Annotated in this window: 19 protein-coding genes; 16 read left to right on the top strand and 3 right to left on the bottom strand. The window is 68.5% G+C overall.

Translation table 11 applies throughout. The features are described 5' to 3' along the window. The first annotated feature begins 2 nt into the window (after positions 1-2). The 4 genes from ACWC94_RS07595 to ACWC94_RS07610 all read left to right on the top strand — a co-directional run bounded on the left by ACWC94_RS07595 (position 3) and on the right by ACWC94_RS07610 (position 3,443). A complete protein-coding gene (locus ACWC94_RS07595) occupies positions 3-872 on the top strand; it encodes an isocitrate lyase/PEP mutase family protein (RefSeq protein ID WP_450795448.1) in 870 nt (289 codons plus the stop codon). Beyond that, the gene (locus ACWC94_RS07600; protein WP_450795449.1) at positions 872-2,125 is read left to right on the top strand and encodes a 3-isopropylmalate dehydratase large subunit; all 1,254 of its coding nucleotides are present in this window, start codon (positions 872-874) and stop codon (positions 2,123-2,125) included. The genes ACWC94_RS07595 and ACWC94_RS07600 overlap by 1 nt, the downstream gene beginning before the upstream one ends. Beyond that, positions 2,125-2,631: a LeuD/DmdB family oxidoreductase small subunit gene (locus ACWC94_RS07605; RefSeq protein WP_450795450.1), complete on the top strand. Its 507-nt coding sequence runs from the start codon at positions 2,125-2,127 to the stop codon at positions 2,629-2,631. The genes ACWC94_RS07600 and ACWC94_RS07605 overlap by 1 nt, the downstream gene beginning before the upstream one ends. A 113-nt stretch (positions 2,632-2,744) precedes the next feature. Further along, the gene (locus ACWC94_RS07610; protein WP_450795452.1) at positions 2,745-3,443 is read left to right on the top strand and encodes an MBL fold metallo-hydrolase; all 699 of its coding nucleotides are present in this window, start codon (positions 2,745-2,747) and stop codon (positions 3,441-3,443) included. A 162-nt stretch (positions 3,444-3,605) separates the two neighbouring features. Here ACWC94_RS07610 and ACWC94_RS07615 read toward each other — a convergent pair whose 3' ends face one another. After that, the gene (locus ACWC94_RS07615) at positions 3,606-3,842 is read right to left on the bottom strand and encodes a hypothetical protein (protein WP_450795453.1); all 237 of its coding nucleotides are present in this window, start codon (positions 3,840-3,842) and stop codon (positions 3,606-3,608) included. A gap of 79 nt (positions 3,843-3,921) precedes the next feature. On the opposite strand from ACWC94_RS07615, the gene ACWC94_RS07620 reads away from it, so the two are divergent. After that, positions 3,922-4,215 (top strand): hypothetical protein, encoded by a 294-nt coding sequence (locus ACWC94_RS07620; protein ID WP_450795454.1) that lies wholly within the window; start codon positions 3,922-3,924, stop codon positions 4,213-4,215. Here ACWC94_RS07620 and ACWC94_RS07625 read toward each other — a convergent pair. Next, positions 4,160-4,552: a winged helix-turn-helix transcriptional regulator gene (locus ACWC94_RS07625; protein WP_450795455.1), complete on the bottom strand. Its 393-nt coding sequence runs from the start codon at positions 4,550-4,552 to the stop codon at positions 4,160-4,162. The genes ACWC94_RS07620 and ACWC94_RS07625 overlap by 56 nt on opposite strands. A 92-nt stretch (positions 4,553-4,644) precedes the next feature. On the opposite strand from ACWC94_RS07625, the gene ACWC94_RS07630 reads away from it, so the two are divergent. From ACWC94_RS07630 to ACWC94_RS07680, 11 genes are all read left to right on the top strand, one after another. Continuing rightward, complete coding sequence (locus ACWC94_RS07630) at positions 4,645-5,484, top strand: SDR family oxidoreductase (RefSeq protein WP_450795456.1); 840 nt, start codon at positions 4,645-4,647, stop codon at positions 5,482-5,484. 1,058 nt (positions 5,485-6,542) lie between these two features. Continuing rightward, positions 6,543-7,964 carry a glycoside hydrolase family 15 protein gene (locus ACWC94_RS07635; protein ID WP_450795457.1) on the top strand — a complete coding sequence of 474 codons (1,422 nt, stop codon included), beginning with the start codon at positions 6,543-6,545 and terminating at the stop codon, positions 7,962-7,964. Positions 7,965-8,040: 76 nt separating this feature from the next. Next, positions 8,041-9,966 (top strand): GMC family oxidoreductase, encoded by a 1,926-nt coding sequence (locus ACWC94_RS07640; protein ID WP_450795458.1) that lies wholly within the window; start codon positions 8,041-8,043, stop codon positions 9,964-9,966. Next, entirely contained in the window at positions 9,963-11,075 is a 1,113-nt protein-coding gene (locus ACWC94_RS07645; protein ID WP_450795459.1) for a ferritin-like domain-containing protein, read from the top strand. Before ACWC94_RS07640 ends, ACWC94_RS07645 begins: the two co-directional genes overlap by 4 nt. Next, positions 11,072-11,593 (top strand): hypothetical protein, encoded by a 522-nt coding sequence (locus tag ACWC94_RS07650; protein WP_450795460.1) that lies wholly within the window; start codon positions 11,072-11,074, stop codon positions 11,591-11,593. Before ACWC94_RS07645 ends, ACWC94_RS07650 begins: the two co-directional genes overlap by 4 nt. Further along, positions 11,590-12,504, top strand: coding sequence for a myo-inosose-2 dehydratase (gene iolE, locus ACWC94_RS07655; protein WP_450795461.1), 915 nt, complete (start codon positions 11,590-11,592; stop codon positions 12,502-12,504). Before ACWC94_RS07650 ends, iolE begins: the two co-directional genes overlap by 4 nt. Before the next feature lie 19 nt (positions 12,505-12,523). Further along, on the top strand, positions 12,524-13,558 hold the full coding sequence (locus tag ACWC94_RS07660; protein WP_450795462.1) for a sugar phosphate isomerase/epimerase family protein: 1,035 nt from the start codon (positions 12,524-12,526) through the stop codon (positions 13,556-13,558). A 5-nt stretch (positions 13,559-13,563) separates the two neighbouring features. Beyond that, complete coding sequence (locus ACWC94_RS07665) at positions 13,564-14,379, top strand: hypothetical protein (protein WP_450795463.1); 816 nt, start codon at positions 13,564-13,566, stop codon at positions 14,377-14,379. Between the two features lie 19 nt (positions 14,380-14,398). Then, the gene (locus tag ACWC94_RS07670; protein WP_450795464.1) at positions 14,399-16,054 is read left to right on the top strand and encodes an alpha-keto acid decarboxylase family protein; all 1,656 of its coding nucleotides are present in this window, start codon (positions 14,399-14,401) and stop codon (positions 16,052-16,054) included. Between the two features lie 24 nt (positions 16,055-16,078). After that, positions 16,079-16,387 carry an EthD family reductase gene (locus tag ACWC94_RS07675; protein ID WP_450795465.1) on the top strand — a complete coding sequence of 103 codons (309 nt, stop codon included), beginning with the start codon at positions 16,079-16,081 and terminating at the stop codon, positions 16,385-16,387. 350 nt (positions 16,388-16,737) lie between these two features. Next, complete coding sequence (locus tag ACWC94_RS07680) at positions 16,738-17,424, top strand: phosphatase PAP2 family protein (RefSeq protein ID WP_450795466.1); 687 nt, start codon at positions 16,738-16,740, stop codon at positions 17,422-17,424. Positions 17,425-17,436: 12 nt separating this feature from the next. Here the strand turns inward: ACWC94_RS07680 and ACWC94_RS07685 are convergent, their stop codons facing one another. Continuing rightward, on the bottom strand, positions 17,437-18,780 hold the full coding sequence (locus tag ACWC94_RS07685) for a glutamate-1-semialdehyde 2,1-aminomutase (protein ID WP_450795467.1): 1,344 nt from the start codon (positions 18,778-18,780) through the stop codon (positions 17,437-17,439). Between the last annotated feature and the right edge of the window lie 2 nt (positions 18,781-18,782).

Consider the following 18,782-nt stretch of genomic DNA (forward strand, 5'->3'; position numbering starts at 1 on the left):
CCATGCCATCCTCCCCGGGCGCCCGCTTGCGCACGCTGATCGACGAGGGCCGACTCACCGTCGCCCCCGGTGTGTTCGACGGCCTGAGCGCCTCACTCGTCGCCCGCACCGGATTCGCCGCCGCCTATTTCACCGGCGCCGGCGTCGCGGTCGCCGGGTTCGGACTGCCCGACATCGGGCTGCTGACCCAGACCGAGATGACCGACCGCGCCCGCATCGCCGCCGAGGCGCTCGGCGATGTGCCGTTGATAGCCGACGCCGACACCGGCTACGGCGCCCCGATGAACGTCGTACGCACCGTGCACGCCTACGAACGCGCCGGTGCCGCCGCCATCCAGCTCGAGGACCAGGCATTCCCCAAGAAGTGCGGCCACCTGCCCGACAAGGAACTCATCGCCGCCGACGCCTTCGTCGCCAAGCTGGGCGCGGCACTGGAGGCACGCACCGACGCACTGATCATCGCCCGCACCGACGCCCGCGGCCCCCTCGGCGTCGACGCCGCCATCGAGCGCGCCGGCCGGTATGCCGCGGCCGGCGCGGACGTCGTCTTCGTCGAGGCCCCGGAATCAGTCGAGGAGATCGAGAAGGTCGCGGCTTCGATCGACGCGCCCCTGCTCGTCAACATGGTGCAGGGCGGGCTGACCCCCGACACCGCGCCGGAGCGGCTCGCCGCCCTCGGCTACCGCATCGCCATCCACCCCGGCGCCCTGCTCGCGCCGTACGTGCTGCACGGCCTGGAGGCCCTGACCCGCCTCGGCGGCACCCTGCCCGAGGTGACCCCCGGGCCGCAGGGCCTGTTCGAACTCGTCGGCCTGCGCGCCTGGTCCGCGATCGGCGAGCGCTACCACGACCACAAGGAGAGGGTCTGCTGATGGGCATGACCATGATCGAGAAGATCCTCGCCCGCAAAGCCGGCGTCCCGGAGGTCCGCCCGGGCCGGACCGTGGTGTGCGACGTCGACATGACCGTCATGATCGACCTGCAGTTCGCCACCGGCTGGGTCCAGCCCCTGAAGATCAACGACCCGCACAAGGTCGCGGTCGTCATGGACCACGCGGTGCCCGCCCCCAACGTCCATGACGCCACAGGAGGCACCCACGCACGGGCCTTCGCCCGCGCCTTCGGGATCGAGAGGTTCTACGACGTCGGGCGGCACGGCATCTGCCACCAGGTGATCGCCGAGAACGGTCTCGCTCGCCCCGGCGAGATCCTCGCCTGCACCGACTCCCACACCTGCGCGGCGGGCGCGTACAACACCGCCGCTCGCGGCCTCGGCCCGGCCGAGGTGTACTCCGTCATGTGCACCGGCAGGACCTGGTTCCAGGCCGCGCCCACCATCCGTTACGAACTCACCGGCACCAGACCCGCAGCGGTCTCGGGCAAGGACGTTTTCCTGCACATCGCCGGCAGGTACGGAGACGCCACCAACCACAACCTCGAATACGGCGGACCCGGCCTCGCCTCCCTCCCGATGAACGACCGGCGCACCATCGCCACCCAAGGCGCCGAGGTCTCCGCCGACTTCTCCACCTTCCCCATCGACGACCTGGCCCGTGACTTCCTCGCCGACCACGGAGTACCCTGCGGCACCTACGAAGCGGCCGATGCCGACCCCGACGCCACCTATGCCGCGGTCCGCACCATCGACCTGTCCGCCCTGGAACCCCACGTCGCACGGCCCGGCACCGTCAGCAACAACGCTCTGCCGGTATCGGCGATGGAAAGCCGGCCGGTCAACCAGTGCTTCATCGGCTCGTGCGCCAACGGCCAGCTCGAAGACCTGCGCATCGCCGCCGAGATCGTGCGCGGACGCCAGGTCGCCCCCGGCGTACGGCTGTTGGTCACCCCTGCCTCCCAGCAGGTCTACCGCGAAGCCATGCGGGCCGGTTACCTGCAGGACCTCGCCGACGCCGGAGCCGTGGTCACCAACTCCACCTGCGGCGCCTGCTTCGGCTACCACATGGGCCTGCTCGCCCCCGGCGAGGTCTGTCTGACCTCCTCGACCCGCAACTTCACCGGTCGCATGGGCAGCCCCGACGCGGAGATCTACATGGCGTCCCCCGCCACCGTCGCCGCCTCGGCCCTCACCGGCCACATCACCGACCCACGAGAAGAGCTGAACTGATGGGAACCCAACTCACCGGCACGGTCTGGGTCGTCGGCGACACCGTCACCACGGACGCCATGTACCCGGCGTTCGCCATGAAACTGCCCGTCCCCGAAGCCGCGAAGCACATCTTCTACGAGCTGCGCCCCGGCTGGACCGCCCAGGTCGCCCCCGGCGACATCGTCGTCGCCGGACGCAACTTCGGCCTCGGATCCTCCCGACCCGTCGCCGCCCTCTTCCGGGAACTGGGCGTGGCCGCGCTGGTGGCCGAGGAGTTCAACTCCCTGTTCCTGCGCAACTGCATCAACCACGGCCTGCCCGCCCTCACCGTGCCAGGGGTCACGTCCGCCTTCACCGACGGAGCCACGATGTGCCTCGACCTCGCCGAGGGCTGGGTCGAGAACACCGCAACAGGCATGCGCCTGCACGGCGGGGCGCTGCCGCCGATGGTTCTCGACATCCTCGCCGCCGGTGGCATCCTGCCCAAGCTCGCCCGCGAAGGCTACCTTCCGACACCGGCCTGACCAGGCCCTGCGGTGAGCGCACCACGGCCCGGGCGACCGTCGCTCCGTTCCGGGCCATCGCGCCGATCGCCGACCCGCCACCCCAAGACCAGTCACCTGTCAGGACACCACTCATGCACCAACGGATCGCCCCCGGCATCATGCGCATCGCCACGAGCAAGCGCGACAACGCCTTCCTCGTCGACGGCGACGACGGTTTCACCCTGGTCGACGTCGGCTGGTCCAAGGCGCCCCGCGCCCTTCTCGACACCGTCGCGGCACTCGGCCGCAGGCCGTCCGACATCCGCCGCATCGTGCTCACCCACGCCCACCCCGATCACGTCCAGGGCGCCGCCGAACTGCGTCGCCACACCGGCGCCCACATCCTCATCCACGCAGCCGACCGTCCCTGGCTGGAGGCCGGACGCGTCCCCGCCGAGGGGCGTTGCGGGGCGTTGGGCCGGTTCATCGACCGGCTGCCGGCCCTCCACTGGCAGCCGGTCGAAGCGGACGCCGACCTGGCCGACGGCGACCTCGTGCAGAACTCCGACGGGCTGCGGATCATCCACACCCCGGGCCACTCGCCCGGACACGTCGTGCTGCTCCATGAACCCACCGGCACCCTCCTGGTCGGGGACGCCCTCTTCAACCGGGGAAGGCTGGCCCTGGGCCCCGATGCCTTGGCCGCGGACCCGGACCTGCGTCCGGCAAGTCTGCGGCTCCTTCCGCGTGACCTCGTCACCACCGTCGGCTTCGCCCATGGCAGCCCGCTGGGCGAAGCCGACATCCCCGCCTTCCGGGAGTTCGTGGAGCGCCTGCCGCGTCACGGGTGATCCCGGTCGTACCTCAGAGGATGGGACGCCGAGCCGGTTGAACCGGCGTGTTCGGCCAGTCCCGAGCCAGTTCGCGAGCCGCAGCACGCCTGCCAAGCCGCGCGCCGGTGCCGTGTTCCGCCGACAGGACGCATGATGCCCGGCGCTCCGGAGAGCCTGAGGTCACTGATGGATACCGTCCTCCAGGGTCCGCAGCCGGATGCCGGGCCGGTGGGGGACGGCGAACCCACGGTCCGCCGGCAGCGGGCGGACCTCCTGGATCGCCCGGCCGATCGTGGGAGACCCCACCTTGCAGAGCACGCCCGACGCCGCACGGGTGGGCCGAGTCCGCAGATGGACCAGTGTCCCCAGGAGCGGGTAGGTGAAGACCGGTTCGCACTTGGGCCGGCCTCGTCTCACGCCAACGACGATCGCCGACATCGAGCAGGCGGAGGCGGACTGGCTGAAGTACCGGTACGCGTAAGGGGCCGACCTGCGATTGCTGAACCACCAGACGAAGCCGAAGAACTTCGTGGACAAGGTCCACGACGTGGTGGGAACCGAGCCGGTCCGCAAGCGGCTGCTGGCCCACCCCCGGTTCCACCTGCACTTCACCCCGACCGGCTCGTCCTGGCTGGACCTGGTCGGGCGGTGGCTCGGCGAGCCGACCTGCAAGAAGCTCCAGCGCAGCGTCCACCGCTCCGTCCCCGCCCCCGAACGCCGGATCCGCGCTGGGATCAAGGCCTGGAACGCGGACCCGCGCCCGTACTGCGCTGCGGTAGCCGCTGTGTGATCCGGTTGAACAAGTCCGTCAGCGGCTCGCTGACGTCCTGACCGAACTCGGACAGCCCGTAGGTGACCTGGGGCGGCGTCGTCGGCTCTACCTCCCGCCAGAGCAAGCCGTCCTGGACCAGCGCGCGCAGTGTCTGAGCGAGCATCTTCTCGCTGATGCCCTGGATGCTGTCGCGCAGCTCGTGGAACCGAAGGTCGTTGCTCCGCAAGGAGATCAGTACCCAGATACCCCATCTGCTGGTCACGTGGTCGACCACGTTTCGCGCGGGGCAGTCGGTGTGAAACACCTCATACCGATTGGCTGTCTCGGCCTGCGTCAGCTGCGCACCTTCCTTCATGTCGGGAGCTTACCTCTGGGTATGTTCTTACGAAAAGTAAGCCCGCCTCCTAGCGTCAACTACCGCAGTGCACAACGGACTAGGAGCTGAACATGATCGTGGTGACCGGGGCTACCGGGAATGTGGGCCGACCTTTGACGCAGGCCCTGGCCGAGGCGGGCGAGCAGGTGACGGCGGTGTCGCGGCACGCGGTGGCGATGCCGGACGGAGTCCGGCATGTGACGGCGGACCTGGCCGAGCCGGCAAGCCTCACACCCGCGTTGGCCGGGGCGAAGGCCCTGTTCCTGCTGCTGTCCGGAGACCTGCACGCCCCCGAAGCCAGGCCGGCCGACATCATCGGCCTGGCCGCGGCCAGTGGGGTCCGCCGGGTCGTCCTGCTGTCTTCGCAGGGCGTGGCGACCAGGCCGCTCGGCCCGTCGCGGGTCGCGATGCGCGCGGTGGAGGACGCGTTGCGGGAGTCCGGCCTGGACTGGGCCGTCCTGCGACCGGGCGGTTTCGCCTCCAACGCCTTGGCCTGGGCGGAGTCCGTCCGCACGCAAGGGACGGTCGCCGCGCCCTTCGGCGACGTAGGGGTGCCGGTCATCGACCCGGCGGACATCGCCGAGGTCGCGGCGGCCTGCCTGCTGGACGACCGGCGCACCGGCGGGGTGTACGAGCTGACCGGGCCGGAGGTCATCACGCCGCGTCAGCAGGCGGAGGCGATCGCCGCCGCGCTCGGCTCGCCTGTACGGTTCCACGAACTCACCCGCGACGAGGCCAAGGCCACGATGACCCGGTTCGTGCCGGCGGAACTCGCCGACGACACCCTGGACATCATTTCCGCCCCGAACCCCGCCGAACTGCGGATCAGCCCGGACGTGGAACGAGTCCTCGGCCGCGCCCCGCGCCCCTTCGACGGCTGGGTCGCCCGCAACATCGCCGCTTTCCGCTGAGGCGCAACCCCACTGAAACTCAGGGCCGGCCCTGCAGAACAGACCCTCGCAGGGCCGGCCACGCATGCCGCACATCGCCGACCGGCGGTCGAAACTACTTATGCAACAGTGAGTCGCACGCGTTTATTCCAACCTCATGCGTAACATTGGGGATTTCTCTTGCGGCACCTACCCGGCTAACTGTAGCCTGCGGTACGCAAAGATAACGATGCGTCAAGTCGCATACACATCGCGTGGAACCGTCACATTCTAGGCTGCTTCAAAATTCCTCTCTGCTGTTCAGTGAAAAGCTGCCTTGGGGCCCGCTGTCGTAAAGTCTCGGCATTGCGCACTTTCCGAGAAAACGGGGGAACGAAGGAAATGCATTCCCTATTGATGCGATTATGGGAATGGTGTCGACTCGGGTATCTGATGCAGAGTGTCATGGCAGGCCTGACGGCGTTGTCGTGCGCCACTCTCCTCGCCTCGTCCCCAGGGCGAGCACGCGAGTCCGAGATGATCGGTTCGCCTGCCCTGCCCGGCGGGTGTGTGACGCCGCCGGAGTCCCGCGGGGCTGCGCGCCGCCTGGGAAGTCGCGTACGGGCATGGTTTCTGATGTCCGGTCAGGTCACCCCGACTCGACCGGTCAGGGGAAGCCGTGTGACGGCCCGCGCATCCTGCCGGCCGTTCCACGTGCCCGGCTCACCCGGGGTCTGCCGGACCTGTGCGTCCGCCAAGGCGCGGGCGAGGGACAGATCGTGCCCCAGGTCGACCGAGTCGACCGGAACGGGCACACGGCCCATTCGGCGATCTCGACGGTTCCCGCGCGCCGATGGTGACGCGGTAGTGGTCTTCGTGTCAGGCGTGAACAGCAGCATGCCGACGCGCAGCCCGACATCACCGATGTCCCCATGAACAACCTGCACCTCTTGCGCCGTCCATCCGTCCTGCCCGCCCGAAAGCGCGACACCCGGGAAGGCAACTCATGGACGCACCCGGTTCCCAGCCTTCTGATCCACGCGACCAGGGGCCGACCGAATCCGATAGTTCCGCCCGAAACATAACGGGGGAGTTCAGCGATGTCCGATTCCACCACCACGCCCGCCCGCACGAACCGGCCGGCCGACGCTTCCCGCGCGCGGGCGAACGTCCAGATCTCCTCTGCTCCGGGAGCGGTAGATCTGCCGTCGCTCGTGCCGATCATGTACACCTTCATGTTCCGGAACATCGCCAGTGACGGCTTCGCCTTCGGCGATCCGCAGTCGCCGGGCGACATTTCCCGGAACTCGAAGCCGGGTTGCATCATCGCCGCCCCGTCCTTCCCGGCCGACACCCCCGGCATCGACGAGGACTACGTCTTCAACTGGGTGCGCGACGGCGCCATCACCGCCATGGAGGTGGCCAAGGCCGGCATGCCCACCCGCCCCGGCGGATCGGTGCAGACGCTCAACGACTACGTGCAGTTCGCCGACCTCTGCCACTCCAACATCCAGCCGCCGTTGACCAAGGGTCACGCCTGCTTCAACATCGCCGGCGACCCCCGCCCGTGGACCGAGCAGAACGACGGCCCGGCCCTGCAGACGATCACCATCCTGGCCGCCTACGACCAGCTCGACGTCGGCACCCAGAAGCGGGCGGTCGACCTGGTGAACTCGAACGTGGCCTACCTCCTCGGCGTCTACCAGAACCCCACCACGAACCTGTGGGAGGAGCACAGCGGATACAGCTTCTTCGCCCGCTCCGCCCAGCTGCGCTGCTTCGAGGAGATCCAGGCCTCGACCATCGTCGGCATCGACAAGCCCACCGGACTGCGGCCCGCCGTCAAGTGGCTGCGCCAGGCCCTTGCAGGCCACTGGGACGGGACCAAGTACGTGAGCCTGCTGGCCGACCCCGGTGACGGGGCCCAGCCCTCGCCCCAGAATCCGGTCGTCAGCGGCTACGACCCGAACATCGACATCGTCCAGGCGGCCGTCTACGGCGCCGTTCCCGTCACCGACCCCAAGCTGCTGGCCACCGCGGCCCAACTGCGCTCGCAGTGGGAGGAGGGCGGCATCGCCTTCTACCCGGTCAACAAGGCCGACAAGGAAGCGTTCGGCATCGGGCCGCTGTTCGGCCGCTACCCGGGCGACGTCTACGACGGTGACACCGCGCACCCGGTGCTCGGCGGCCACCCCTGGGCCCTCTCCACGTGCAACGTCGCTGAGCTGCACTACAAGGTGGCCGCCGCGATCAAGTCGAGCGGCAAGGTACCGGTGGACGACCTGTCCGCACCGTTCTTCGCCCAGTCCGGCATCGACGCGTCGACGGCCCCGGCGGCAGCCGCCGCCGCCCTGACGGCGACCGGTGACGCCATGGTGCGGGCCGTCGTCTACCACAGTGACAACCTGGAGCTCTCCGAGCAGTTCGACGGCACCACCGGCTTCGAGCGCAGTGTGCACAACCTGACGTGGAGCTATGCCGCCTACCTGTCCGCCATGCGGGCCCGGGCCGAGGCCGTGTGACCCATGGCCGACCGACTCGCATCCCCACCACCACACCGGTCCCGGCCGCGCCCGGCAGCGGAGGAGTGACTGCCCCATGTACGCGAAGTTCCCCGAGGGGGCGGCGAAGCGCACCGATCCCGCGGCGGCGGCCGAGGTTCTGTACGACGCCGTCATCGTCGGCGGCGGGATCGCCGGCGCCCTCATCGCCTCGCGGCTGAGCGATGCCGGCAAGAAGGTACTGATACTCGAAGCGGGCCCGGCCGAGGACCTCACCCTGCGCGGCTACGAGAGCTACCTCGACCGCTTCTACTCGGCCACCAGCAAGGACAACCAGTCCCCCTACCCGGTCTCCGCCAACGCCCCGATGCCCCGCGGCACCGACGCACGGCGCATCTTCCCGGGCGCGCCCGACGCCTCGGCCTACATCGTCCAGAGCGGGCCCTTCGCCACCGACACCACCTATACCCGGGTCCTCGGCGGCACCACCATGCACTGGGAGGCCAAGTCGCTGCGGATGCTCCCGGAGGACTTCCGGATGCGTACGCTCTACGGCGAGGGGGCCGACTGGCCGCTCACCTACGAGGACCTCGCCCCGTACTACAACGAGGCCGAACGCGAGATCGGCGTCTCCGCCGACGTGGAGGACCAGGCCTACCTCGGGATCACCTTCGACGAGGACTATGTGTTCCCGATGAAGGGGCTGCCCCTGTCCTACCTGGACCGGATGGTCGCCAGGGACCTCGACGGGATGCCGGTCGAGCTCGACGGGGAGCGGCGCGAGCTGCGGGTCCGGCCGTTCCCGCAGGGGCGGAACGGGATACCGAACCCGGCCTTCGACGGTGGGAAGGGCTACGTGCCGCGAGGGGCGGTGAGCACCTACCAGGTCGAGGTCGGCGAACGGTGCCAGGGCAACAACAACTGCGTGCCCATCTGCCCGGTGCAGGCCAAGTACCACGCCGGCAAGACCCTCGCGAAGGCCCTCCGGAGCGGCCGGGTCGACCTGGTGGCCCAGGCGGTGGCCCACAAGGTGCACGTCGACGAGCAGACCCGCCGGGTGACCGAGATCGAGTACCGCCGCTACGACCGGCCCGACAGCCCCGGATTCACCACCGTGAGGGCCCGGGGCCGGCTGTTCATCCTGGCCGCCAACGCGGTGGAGAACCCCCGGCTGATGCTGGCCTCCGGCCTGCGCGGCTCGAGCGGCCTGATGGGGCGGAACTTCATGGACCACGCCTACCTGCTGGCATGGGCCCTGCTGCCCGAGGTGGCCGGCACCTTCCGGGGCACGAACTGCACGGGCGGCATCACCGACCTGCGCGGGGGCCGCTTCCGCCGCCGCCAGGCGGCGTTCAGCGTCGACATCCACAACGACGGCTGGGGCTGGGCCCGGGGGGCGCCGATGACCGACCTGGTCGACCTGGTGGACGCCGGTGGCCGCTACGGCGAGTCCCTCCGCCAGGGCCTGGTGGACCAGGTGTCCCGCCAGCTGCAGTTGGCGTTCATGGTCGAGGTCCCCGCCAACCCGAGCAACCGGATCACCGTGGACCCGGCCTACACCGACCACCTGGGGAACATGCGGCCCATCCTCACCTACGACGTCCCCGACTACACGATGCGGGGCGTGGCGTACGCCCGGCAGCTGTCGCGACGGATCTTCGCCCGCCTCGGAGCCGAGGACCACACCGCGTACGACCCGGACTTCTGGGGTTACGCCGTCCACGCCGGCGAGGGCTACGAGATCCGCGGGGGCAACCACCTGGCCGGCACCCACACGATGGGCCGCGACCCGTCGACCTCGGTGGTCAACCCGGACCAGCGGTGCTGGGACCACGAAAACCTCTACCTGGTGGGCGGGGGAAGCATGCCCACCGTGGGCACGTCGAACGTGACGCTCACCGTCGCGGCCCTGTGCCTGCGCAGCAGCCGCGCCATGCTGGCCCAGCTCGACGCCGAGACCGCACCGATCGAGGTCACCTCGACCGGAGCCGGCCGGCCCCGGCCTCAGGAGGTGGCCCGGTGACCGCGTCGACCATCAACAACCGTGACGACCTGATCAGTTATCTGCACGTGGCGATGGCGCTCGAGCACGCGACCATCCCCCCTTACCTGACCGCGTACTACTCCATCAAGTCCACCACCAACTCCGACGCCGCCCACATCATCCGGGTGGTCGCGGTGGAGGAGATGCTGCACCTGACCCTCGTCGCCAACGTCCTGAACGCCATCGGCGGCACGCCCGACCTGACCCGCCCCGGCTTCGTGCCGTCCTACCCGGCCTACCTGCCCGACGGGGAGAACGACTTCACCGTCGACCTGCGGCCCCTGTCCCCCGAGGCGGTGGAGACGTTCTGCAAGATCGAGCGGCCGGGCCAGGCCCCCAGTGCCGACGCACGGCTGCTGCCCTCACCGGACAGCGGGAGCCCGGTACTGGCCTTCAGCCCGACGGCCGAGGGGATGCGCTTCTACAGCATCGGGGAGTTCTACGCAGAGATCGTCGAAGGGCTCGAGAAGGTGGCGGCCGGCGATCCCAAGCTCTTCTGCGGAGACCCGGCCCTGCAGGTGGGGTCCGAGTACTTCTACTCCGGCGGCGGGGAGGTGATCGTCGTCTCGGACCTGGACTCGGCCTGCCGGGCGCTGCGCTTCATCGCCGCTCAGGGCGAGGGCCTGGATTCCGGCATCTACGACGCAGACGGGGAACTGGCCCACTACTACCGGTTCCGGCAGCTGCAGCTCGGCCGCTACTACCAGGTGGGCGACGACCCCGATGCGCCTTCGGGGCCGCCGCTCAGCATCAGCTGGGACGATGTGTACAGGGTGAAGGTGAGCGCCCGGCTGGCCGACTTCCCGGCGGGTTCGGAACTCGCCCGTGCCGCCCGGGACTTCAACACCCAGTACGGGGCCTTCCTCGCCCTGCTCACCAGGGCGTTCAACGGGCAGCCGGGCCTCTTGCAGGACGCCGTCTGCGACATGTTCCGCCTGCGCGACGGGTTCAACCGGCTGGTACGCAACCCCCTGCCGGGCAGCGGCGGCCTGCACGCCGCTCCCACCTTCGAGATCCCGGCCGCGGCCGGGGCCGATCCGGAGGCCTCCCGGTCCGCCGGTGGGACGGCGCAGGCGGTGACACGGTGACCGCCCCGTCGTTCGAGGAGTTCCTCCGTCTGTCGGTCGACCTCACCGCATTCGAGGAGACCGACCTGCTCGGTACCGGTCTGGCCCACCAGTACCTGGCCAAGGTGCGCGCCGCCTGCGGCGACGAGACGGTCATCGCCCTCCTGGACGCCCACCGGGCGGCCCGGACCGACGCCGGTGATACCGGAAGCCATGACCGGACGCCGCTCGACCGGGACCTGTTCGACCGGGCCCTGCGCCACCGCATCTTCAGCGACGACCGCCTCGGCCCGGTGGCCCGCAATGTGATCAAACTCTGGTACGCCGGGATGTGGTACGCGCTGCCACCCGAGTGGACCGACCGCTACGGAGCCCAGGCTGCGGGCGAAGCCTCCACGGTCACCGCCGCCTCCTACCAGGAGGGGCTGCTGTGGCGGGCCATCGGGGCCAATCCTCCGGGTGCCAAGGGGCCCGGCTACGGCTCCTGGGCTCAGCCGCCCCGGATCGAGGACCGCTACCTGAAAGGGGCGACGAAATGACAGGACTGGCTGACCGCCTCGGCCCGGACAAGGTGAAGCTCGGCGTCTGCTGCACCCTGTGGTGGAACGACGACTTCCCCACCATCGACGCCGACATCTCCTTCGGCCAGGCCGTGAGCGAGATGGCGCTCGCCGGCTTCCAGGGCTGCAGCATCGGGCACAAGTACCCGTCGGACGCCGCCGCGCTCAAGGCCGCCCTCGATCTGCGCGGCCTGCAGGTGTCCGAGCCCTGGACGAGCACGTACTTCACGATCAGCAAGATGCGGCACAAGACGATCGCCGCCTTCGAGGAAACGCTGGCCCATGTCAAGGCGCTGGGCGGGACCGAGCTGGTCGTGGCGGAGTTCGGAGCCTCGTCGCACCTGCTTCCCGTGGACGTGTTCGCCAACCGCCCGGTTTTCACCAACGCCCAGTGGGACGCCTTGACGTCGGGCCTGGACGAGCTCGGCAAGATCGCCAGCTCGGCCGGGATGAAGCTCAGCTACCACCACCACATGGGCACGGGCGTCATGACCCGGGCCGACATCGACCGGCTGATGGCTTCGACCGACCCGGACCTGGTCCACCTGTTGCTCGACACCGGCCACATGGCCTTCGCCGGCGACGATCCGCTGGACCTGGCCCGGACCTACGCCGACCGCATCGGCCACGTCCACATGAAGAGCGTCCGGCCCGAGGTCGTGAGCCGGGTGCGGGAAGAAGGCCTGTCGTTCCAGGAGGGAGTCGAGCTCGGCGTCTTCACCGTGCCCGGAGACGGCGCGATCGACTTCCGGCCCATCCTCGAGGTGCTGGCCGACGCCGATTACCGGGGCTGGCTGGTCGTGGAGGCCGAGCAGGATCCGAACAAGGCCATCCCGCTCGAGTACGCCAAGAAGGCCCGCGCCTATCTGGCCGACGTCCTGGGCTGGTAGGGAACGGAGGACACCGGGAATGAACGCGACATTCAAACGGGACGTGTTCTTCAGCTTCTTCATGTTCACGGCCGATCTGAGGCCGCAGGACTCACGCTACACCGCGGTCCTGATCAATCATCTGAAGGCCCTCACCGACATGGGCTACGACGGCTTCGACCTGCACATCGCCGCCCGGCCCGCGACCGTCGACCACAAGCTCGAGACCGACAGCTATGTCGCCCTCAAGAAGGCGTTCGACCAGGCGGGGCTGAAGGACGTGAAGTTCACGACCAATGTCGGGACCACGCGGACCTTCGACCCGACTTCGCCTTACGAGGAGCAGCGCAGGCAGGCCCTGTCCTACCTCAAGTCACGCGTCGACATCACGCGGATCCTGGGCGGCGACTCGATCATGTCAGGGCCGTTCCTCTATCCCTACGGCGTCTTTCCCGTCACGGACGCTGACGAGCCGATATGGAGTGACGCCCTCCAGGACTGGATGGAGTCGCGCTATCACGCGGCGCGTTCCGTCTTCGAGGAACTGGTGGAGTACGCCGCCGCGCGGGAAGTGAAACTCGCCATCGAGCCCGTCAAGAGCTGGGAGACGCCCCCACCCAACATGGTGTCGGAGGCACTGGACTTCCTCGAGGGACTCGAGCACGCGCAGGCCGGCGTGACGATCGACACCGCGCAGGTCGTGATGGAGAGTCAGGGCCCGTCGGTCTTCAAGGACAATGTCGCGAAGGCCGCCCGGCAGGACCGGCTCCACTACGTCCACATATCCGCGCCCGACCGGGGTGCGGTGAAAGACAGCTGGATCCCGTGGGACATCGTCCTGAACGAGGTGGAGCCGGTGTATCGCGGGCCGTACCTGATCGAGGTGTTCAACGCGATCCCGCCGTTCGTCAGCTCCATGCGCATGGCCCGCCGGCGCTTCTGGCGGCCCGGCGAGGACGACCCGGTGCCCGACGTCGACAGCGCCTACGACGTCGCACGGGCCGCACTGGAGGAACTGCGGGAGCAGATCATCACTCCGTCCGCCCGAGTACCTCGGAAAGGTCCCCGATGCTAGCCCAGGTGTCAGACCCCATCAGCATGGTCGTGAAGCAGACGGACGATGTCCGTATTCACACCTTCGTCGCATCCTTCGCGTACAGCAATATCGCGAACGCCACGCATATCATCGAGACCAGGAACCAGCTGGTTCTCGTCGACGGGCAGTTTCTCGTTCCTTATGCGAAGGCGTTCAGGGACTACGCGGACAGCCTCGGTAAGCCGATCGAGCGGCTGTACCTTTCCCATCGGCACCCGGATCACTGGTTCGGTGTGGGGACAGCGTTCAGCGACATCGCGATCCACGCGCTGCCTGAGACGATGAGCTTCATCCAGGAGCACGGAGAAGCCTCGAGAAGTGACCACTGGAAACTCGGCGACCTCGCTCCGGACCAGATAGTCGTGCCCAAGCACGCCGTCGGCCCCGGCACCGAGACGATCGATGGGGTCAGGTACGTCTTCGACCGGGTGACAGAAACCGAAATCGACTTCCACCTGACCATCAGGCTTCCTGAGCTGGGAGTGTATTTCGCTCAGGACCTGATCTACAGCGGCACCCATCTGTATCTGACGACGCACATGGACCACTGGATCCGGGTGCTCCAGGGAATGCTGCTGTCGGACTACGAGCTGTTCATGCCGGGCCACGGCCTGCCGGCCGACAAAAATGAGGTCGCTCGCAACATCGAGTACCTCTCGGCTGCTCGACAGGCAATCGGCAACGGGTTGGCTGGCGACGCCTTCAAGGCGTTCATGCTCCAGCGGTATCCCGAACGCAAGTGTCCGGGGATATTCGACATATACATGCCCCGGCTGTTCGGCGGCGCGAGCGACTACTGACCGCGGAGGTATGCAGACCGTGAGCGAGACCTACACCGTGGGACAGTATCTGGTGGACCGGCTCCGCCAACTGGGCCTGGAGCATCTGTTCGCCATCGCGGGCGACTACTCGATAGACTGGTTGAACCGCTACGTCACGCCGAGCAACATCGAAATCATCGAAGAAGTCAACGAGGTGAATGCCGGTTACGCGGCGGACGGTTACGCGAGGCTGAAGGGTATCGGGGCCCTCTGCGTGACCTACTCCGCAGGTGCCTTGTGTGCCGTGAACGCGGTCGCCGGTGCCTACGTCGAGAAGGTGCCGCTCGTGCTGATCAATGGCACACCGAGCATAAAGAAGACCATCACCTTCGAGCAGACCGGCTTCAGTGCGCACCACTTCATCAGCGGACGCGAAACGGATATGCAGTCGTTCGAGCATATTACGGCCGCCACGGCACGCGTCGACAACCCGGACCTCGCCCCGACGCTGATCGACTATGCGCTCACCCAGTGCATAACCGAACGGCGTCCGATCTATATCGAGCTGCTCCAGGACATGGTCGACATGGAATGCGAGCCGCCGAGGGGCGTTCTGAAGCCGGCCAGGACCTTGTCGGACGAGACCAGCCTGGAACAGTCGGTCGCACAGATCTGCGCAAAGCTTGAAAGCGCCGAGAACCCGCTCATCTGGGTTGGTGTGGAGATCGACCGGTTCGGCCTGCAGGACAAGGCCATGAGCCTGATCCAGCAACTGAACGTCCCGTTCGTCACGGAACTCCTCAGTAAGTCCGTCCTGTCCGAGGATGATGCGCTGTTTGCCGGCGTACTCGACGGCCAGGCGTCAGCTTCCTCCGTTACGGATCTGGCCGGCGCGGCTGATTTCGTACTGGCCCTCGGCGTGTGGCTGACCGACATCAACTCGCTGGGCTGGGAGCCGGACTACGACAAGACCGCATTCGCGTCGTTCGACGCGGTCAAGTGCGGAACGTACTTCGGCGCGCAGGTCGCGTTGGAGCATCTGCTGGACGGCATACTGGCGGAAAAACTTACGCCCAGAGTGCGGAAGGCGCCGGAGAAGTCGGCGCGTTGCGCGCCGGTCGTGCGTCCGTCGGATGTGATCACGTACCAGGGGTTCTACAACTTCATCCAGCAGTACATCGACAGGAAGACCATCGTAGGCGCCGATGCGAGCATGAACTACTTCGGGAGCCTGCTGCTGGATGTCCCGGGACCGGGCGGGTTCGTCGTTCAGTCGTCGTACTCGTCGATCGGGTATGGCGCGGCGGCTGCGACGGGTATCTGCCTGGCGAAGCGCCCCGACCAAAGGGTCATGGTCTTCACGGGGGACGGCGGCTTCCAGATGACCGCCCAATGTCTCTCGACACAGACTCGCTTCAAGCTCAATCCGATCATCTTCGTCATCGACAACGGCGTCTACGCCGTGGAGCAGTGGCTCGCTGATGCATCGGTGTTCCACGCCGACAAGCCGTTCTACAAACCGTGCATCCTGCACCGGTGGAATTACAGCCTCCTGTCCGAGGTGTTCGGCTGCAGGGGGTGGGAGGTCGGCACGTACGGAGAGCTGAGCGATGCCGTGGCGGGCGCGCTGAAGAACTCGAACAGTCCATCCATCATCCAGGTCCGAGTGCCGGACAAAACGATCCCCGACAATGCGAAGTGGAAAGCCCAGTAGGGCTCGCGACGCGAGGAGAGAATGATGCCGACGAAGATCACGGCAATCTACGAGAACCCGAAGTCCCCTGAGGCCTTCGAGGCCGGTCACCACGAGCAGATCGATCTGGCGCAGAAGATCCCCGGAGTCCAGCGGATCGAGAGCGCGAAGGTCTGGCCGAAGGAGGACGGCAGCGCGACGCCGGCCTATCGCGTACTCGACTTGTACTTCGCCGACTACGACGCGGCCAGCAGGGCCGTAACGACCGCAGAGGCATCGGCGTTTGTCGCCAAGGCCTTCGAGCTGGCGACTGGCGGTGTGCGGCTCCTCTTCACGGATGTCGAAGAGGTCTGATCTCGATTCTTCCGAGCCATGACGCCCTCGCGGTGATCAGCTGACTGCCCGGTATTTTCCGTCGTGTGACGGGCGGGCCGACGCATGACGCTGCGGGGGCGTCGGGTTCCACGGCCTGAGTCCTGGGGCAGACCGATGGCTGACGGCTCCCGCGCGGGCCGAGCCGGACGATCCCGGCCCTGTCGGCGGGCGGCAGCGGGTAGTTTTTGGGGACAGGAAGCCGTTGATCCATGGCTGACCACCGGCCGGCTGAAGGGCCGTACCGTCACCCTGCCTCAAGGAGTCAAGATCCTGCACACCATCTACCGATCATGGCACAGCACCGCAGGCCGACCGGGCACGGTGGGCGTGTGACCGGCCGTCCGGCACCCGCGGTGCCGCCCCGGCCGCTGCGCGCGTGGCTCGGGCCGGTCGGGGCCCTCGCCGCGCTGGTGGTCGCCCTGCTCGGGTTCCTGTACGCCGGCCACAGCGAGCCCGGCAGGGTGGACAGGTGGATCATCCCGCCGACGGCGGACAGTGTGCGGCCGCCCTGGAGGTCTGTCGCTCTGGCCCTGGACTTCCTGGGGGAACCCGCAGGAGCGGCGATGCTGCTCGTGGCCGCCGTGACGGGCTGCCTGCTGCTTCGGCGTCCTCGCGCGGCGGTGCTCGTCGTCGCCGGCGCCGCCATGGCCGTGGGGACGGCGACGCTGCTCAAGCATCTGGTGGGACGCACCATCCACGGCGACGGCAACCTGTCCTACCCGAGTGGGCACACCGCCTTCTTCACGGCCCTCGCCCTGATCGTGGCGCTGCTCGCGACCGGCCGGCTCGGCCTCGGCGGGACGGCCGGCACCTCACTCGTGCTCGCCGCGGCGCTGGTGGGCGGCGCCGTGATGGGATGGGCGCAGGTCGCCCTGGGCGCGCACTATCCGACCGACGTCCTCGGCGGCTGGTGCACCGCGTTGGCGGTGACACCGGCGACCTCGTGGCTGGTCGACCGGATGGCTGACACACTGGTCGACCGGATGGCCGACGCCCGTCGGCCGGGGCGTCGCTGACGTGAGGTCACCTCATGCCAAGCGGCGGAAGACGGGCTTCACCGGTCGTCCGGCGAGCCAGGGGGTGGGGTCGGCGGCGTCCAGTGCCTTCCGGTACACCGCACAGGCCCGGGCCACCACGTCGACGGTGTGGTCGATGTCCGCGTCGTCGAGCGCGCTGCTCACCACGAACGACGGGGCGAGCACCCCGCCCGCGAGGAGCCGGCGCAGGAACAGGGTCCGGTACTGCTGCGACGGCTGCCGGTTCTCGTCGAGGGTGGCGAAGACCAGGTTGCTGGCGCGGCCCCGGACGACGATGTGGTCGCCGACGCCCATACCGGCCGCGGCGTCGCGGACACCGGCGGCCAACCGCTCGCCGAGGGCGTGCAGCCGCGCGGTGACGCCCTCCTCGACGTACGTGGTGAGCACGGCCATCGCGGCGGCCAGCGAGTGCGTTTCCGCACCGTGCGTGGTGGACAGCAGGAACACCCGCTCGCCGGGGTGACGCAGCCCGCCCCGCTCCATCAGATCGCGGCGCCCGGCCAGCGCGGAGACGGCGAATCCGTTGCCCAGCGCCTTGCCGAACGTGGAGAGGTCGGGGACGACGCCGTACAGGCCCTGGGCGCCCGCCTCGGACCAGCGGAAGCCGGTGATCATCTCGTCGAAGATCAGTACACAGCCGTACCGGTCGGCCAGCTCGCGCAGGCCGGCGAGGTACCCGGGCGGCGGCTCGGTGTGGGTGGCGGGTTCGAGGATCAGGCAGGCGACCTCGTCCTGGTAGCGGGTGAGCAGCTCCTCCGTGGCGGCCAGGTCCCCGTAAGGGAACGCCACGGTGAGTTCCGTGGTCGCCGCCGGAACACCCGCGGACATCGGCGTGGTGCCGATGAACCAGTCGTCGACGGAGAAGAACGGGTGGTCGGCGCAGATGGCCACCCGCGGGCGCCCGGTGGCGGCGCGGGCGAGGCGTACCGCGGCGGTGGTGGCGTCGGAGCCGTTCTTCGCGAACTTCACCATCTCGGCGGTCGGTACCGTGGCCAGGAAGCGTTCCGCGGCTTCGACCTCCACGACGGACGGCCGGACGAAGTTGCTGCCGCGGTCGAGCTCCCGCCGCACCGCCTCGATCACGCGTGGGTGGGCGTGGCCGAGGCTGACCGAGCGCAGGCCGGAGCCGTACTCGATGTAGCGGTTGCCGTCGACGTCCCACACGTGGGCACCGCGTCCGTGGCTGATGACCGGGGCCAGGTTCTCGGGGTACTGGTCGTCGCCCTTGGCGTAGGTGTGCGCGCCCCCGGGGATCAGGGCGTGCAGCCGCTCGTTCGCCAGCCGCGACCGGGGGAGGGAGAACTCCTCGGTCCCTTCGGAGTGTTCGGTGCCCACGC

The organism is Streptomyces sp. NPDC001135, assembly GCF_053598395.1.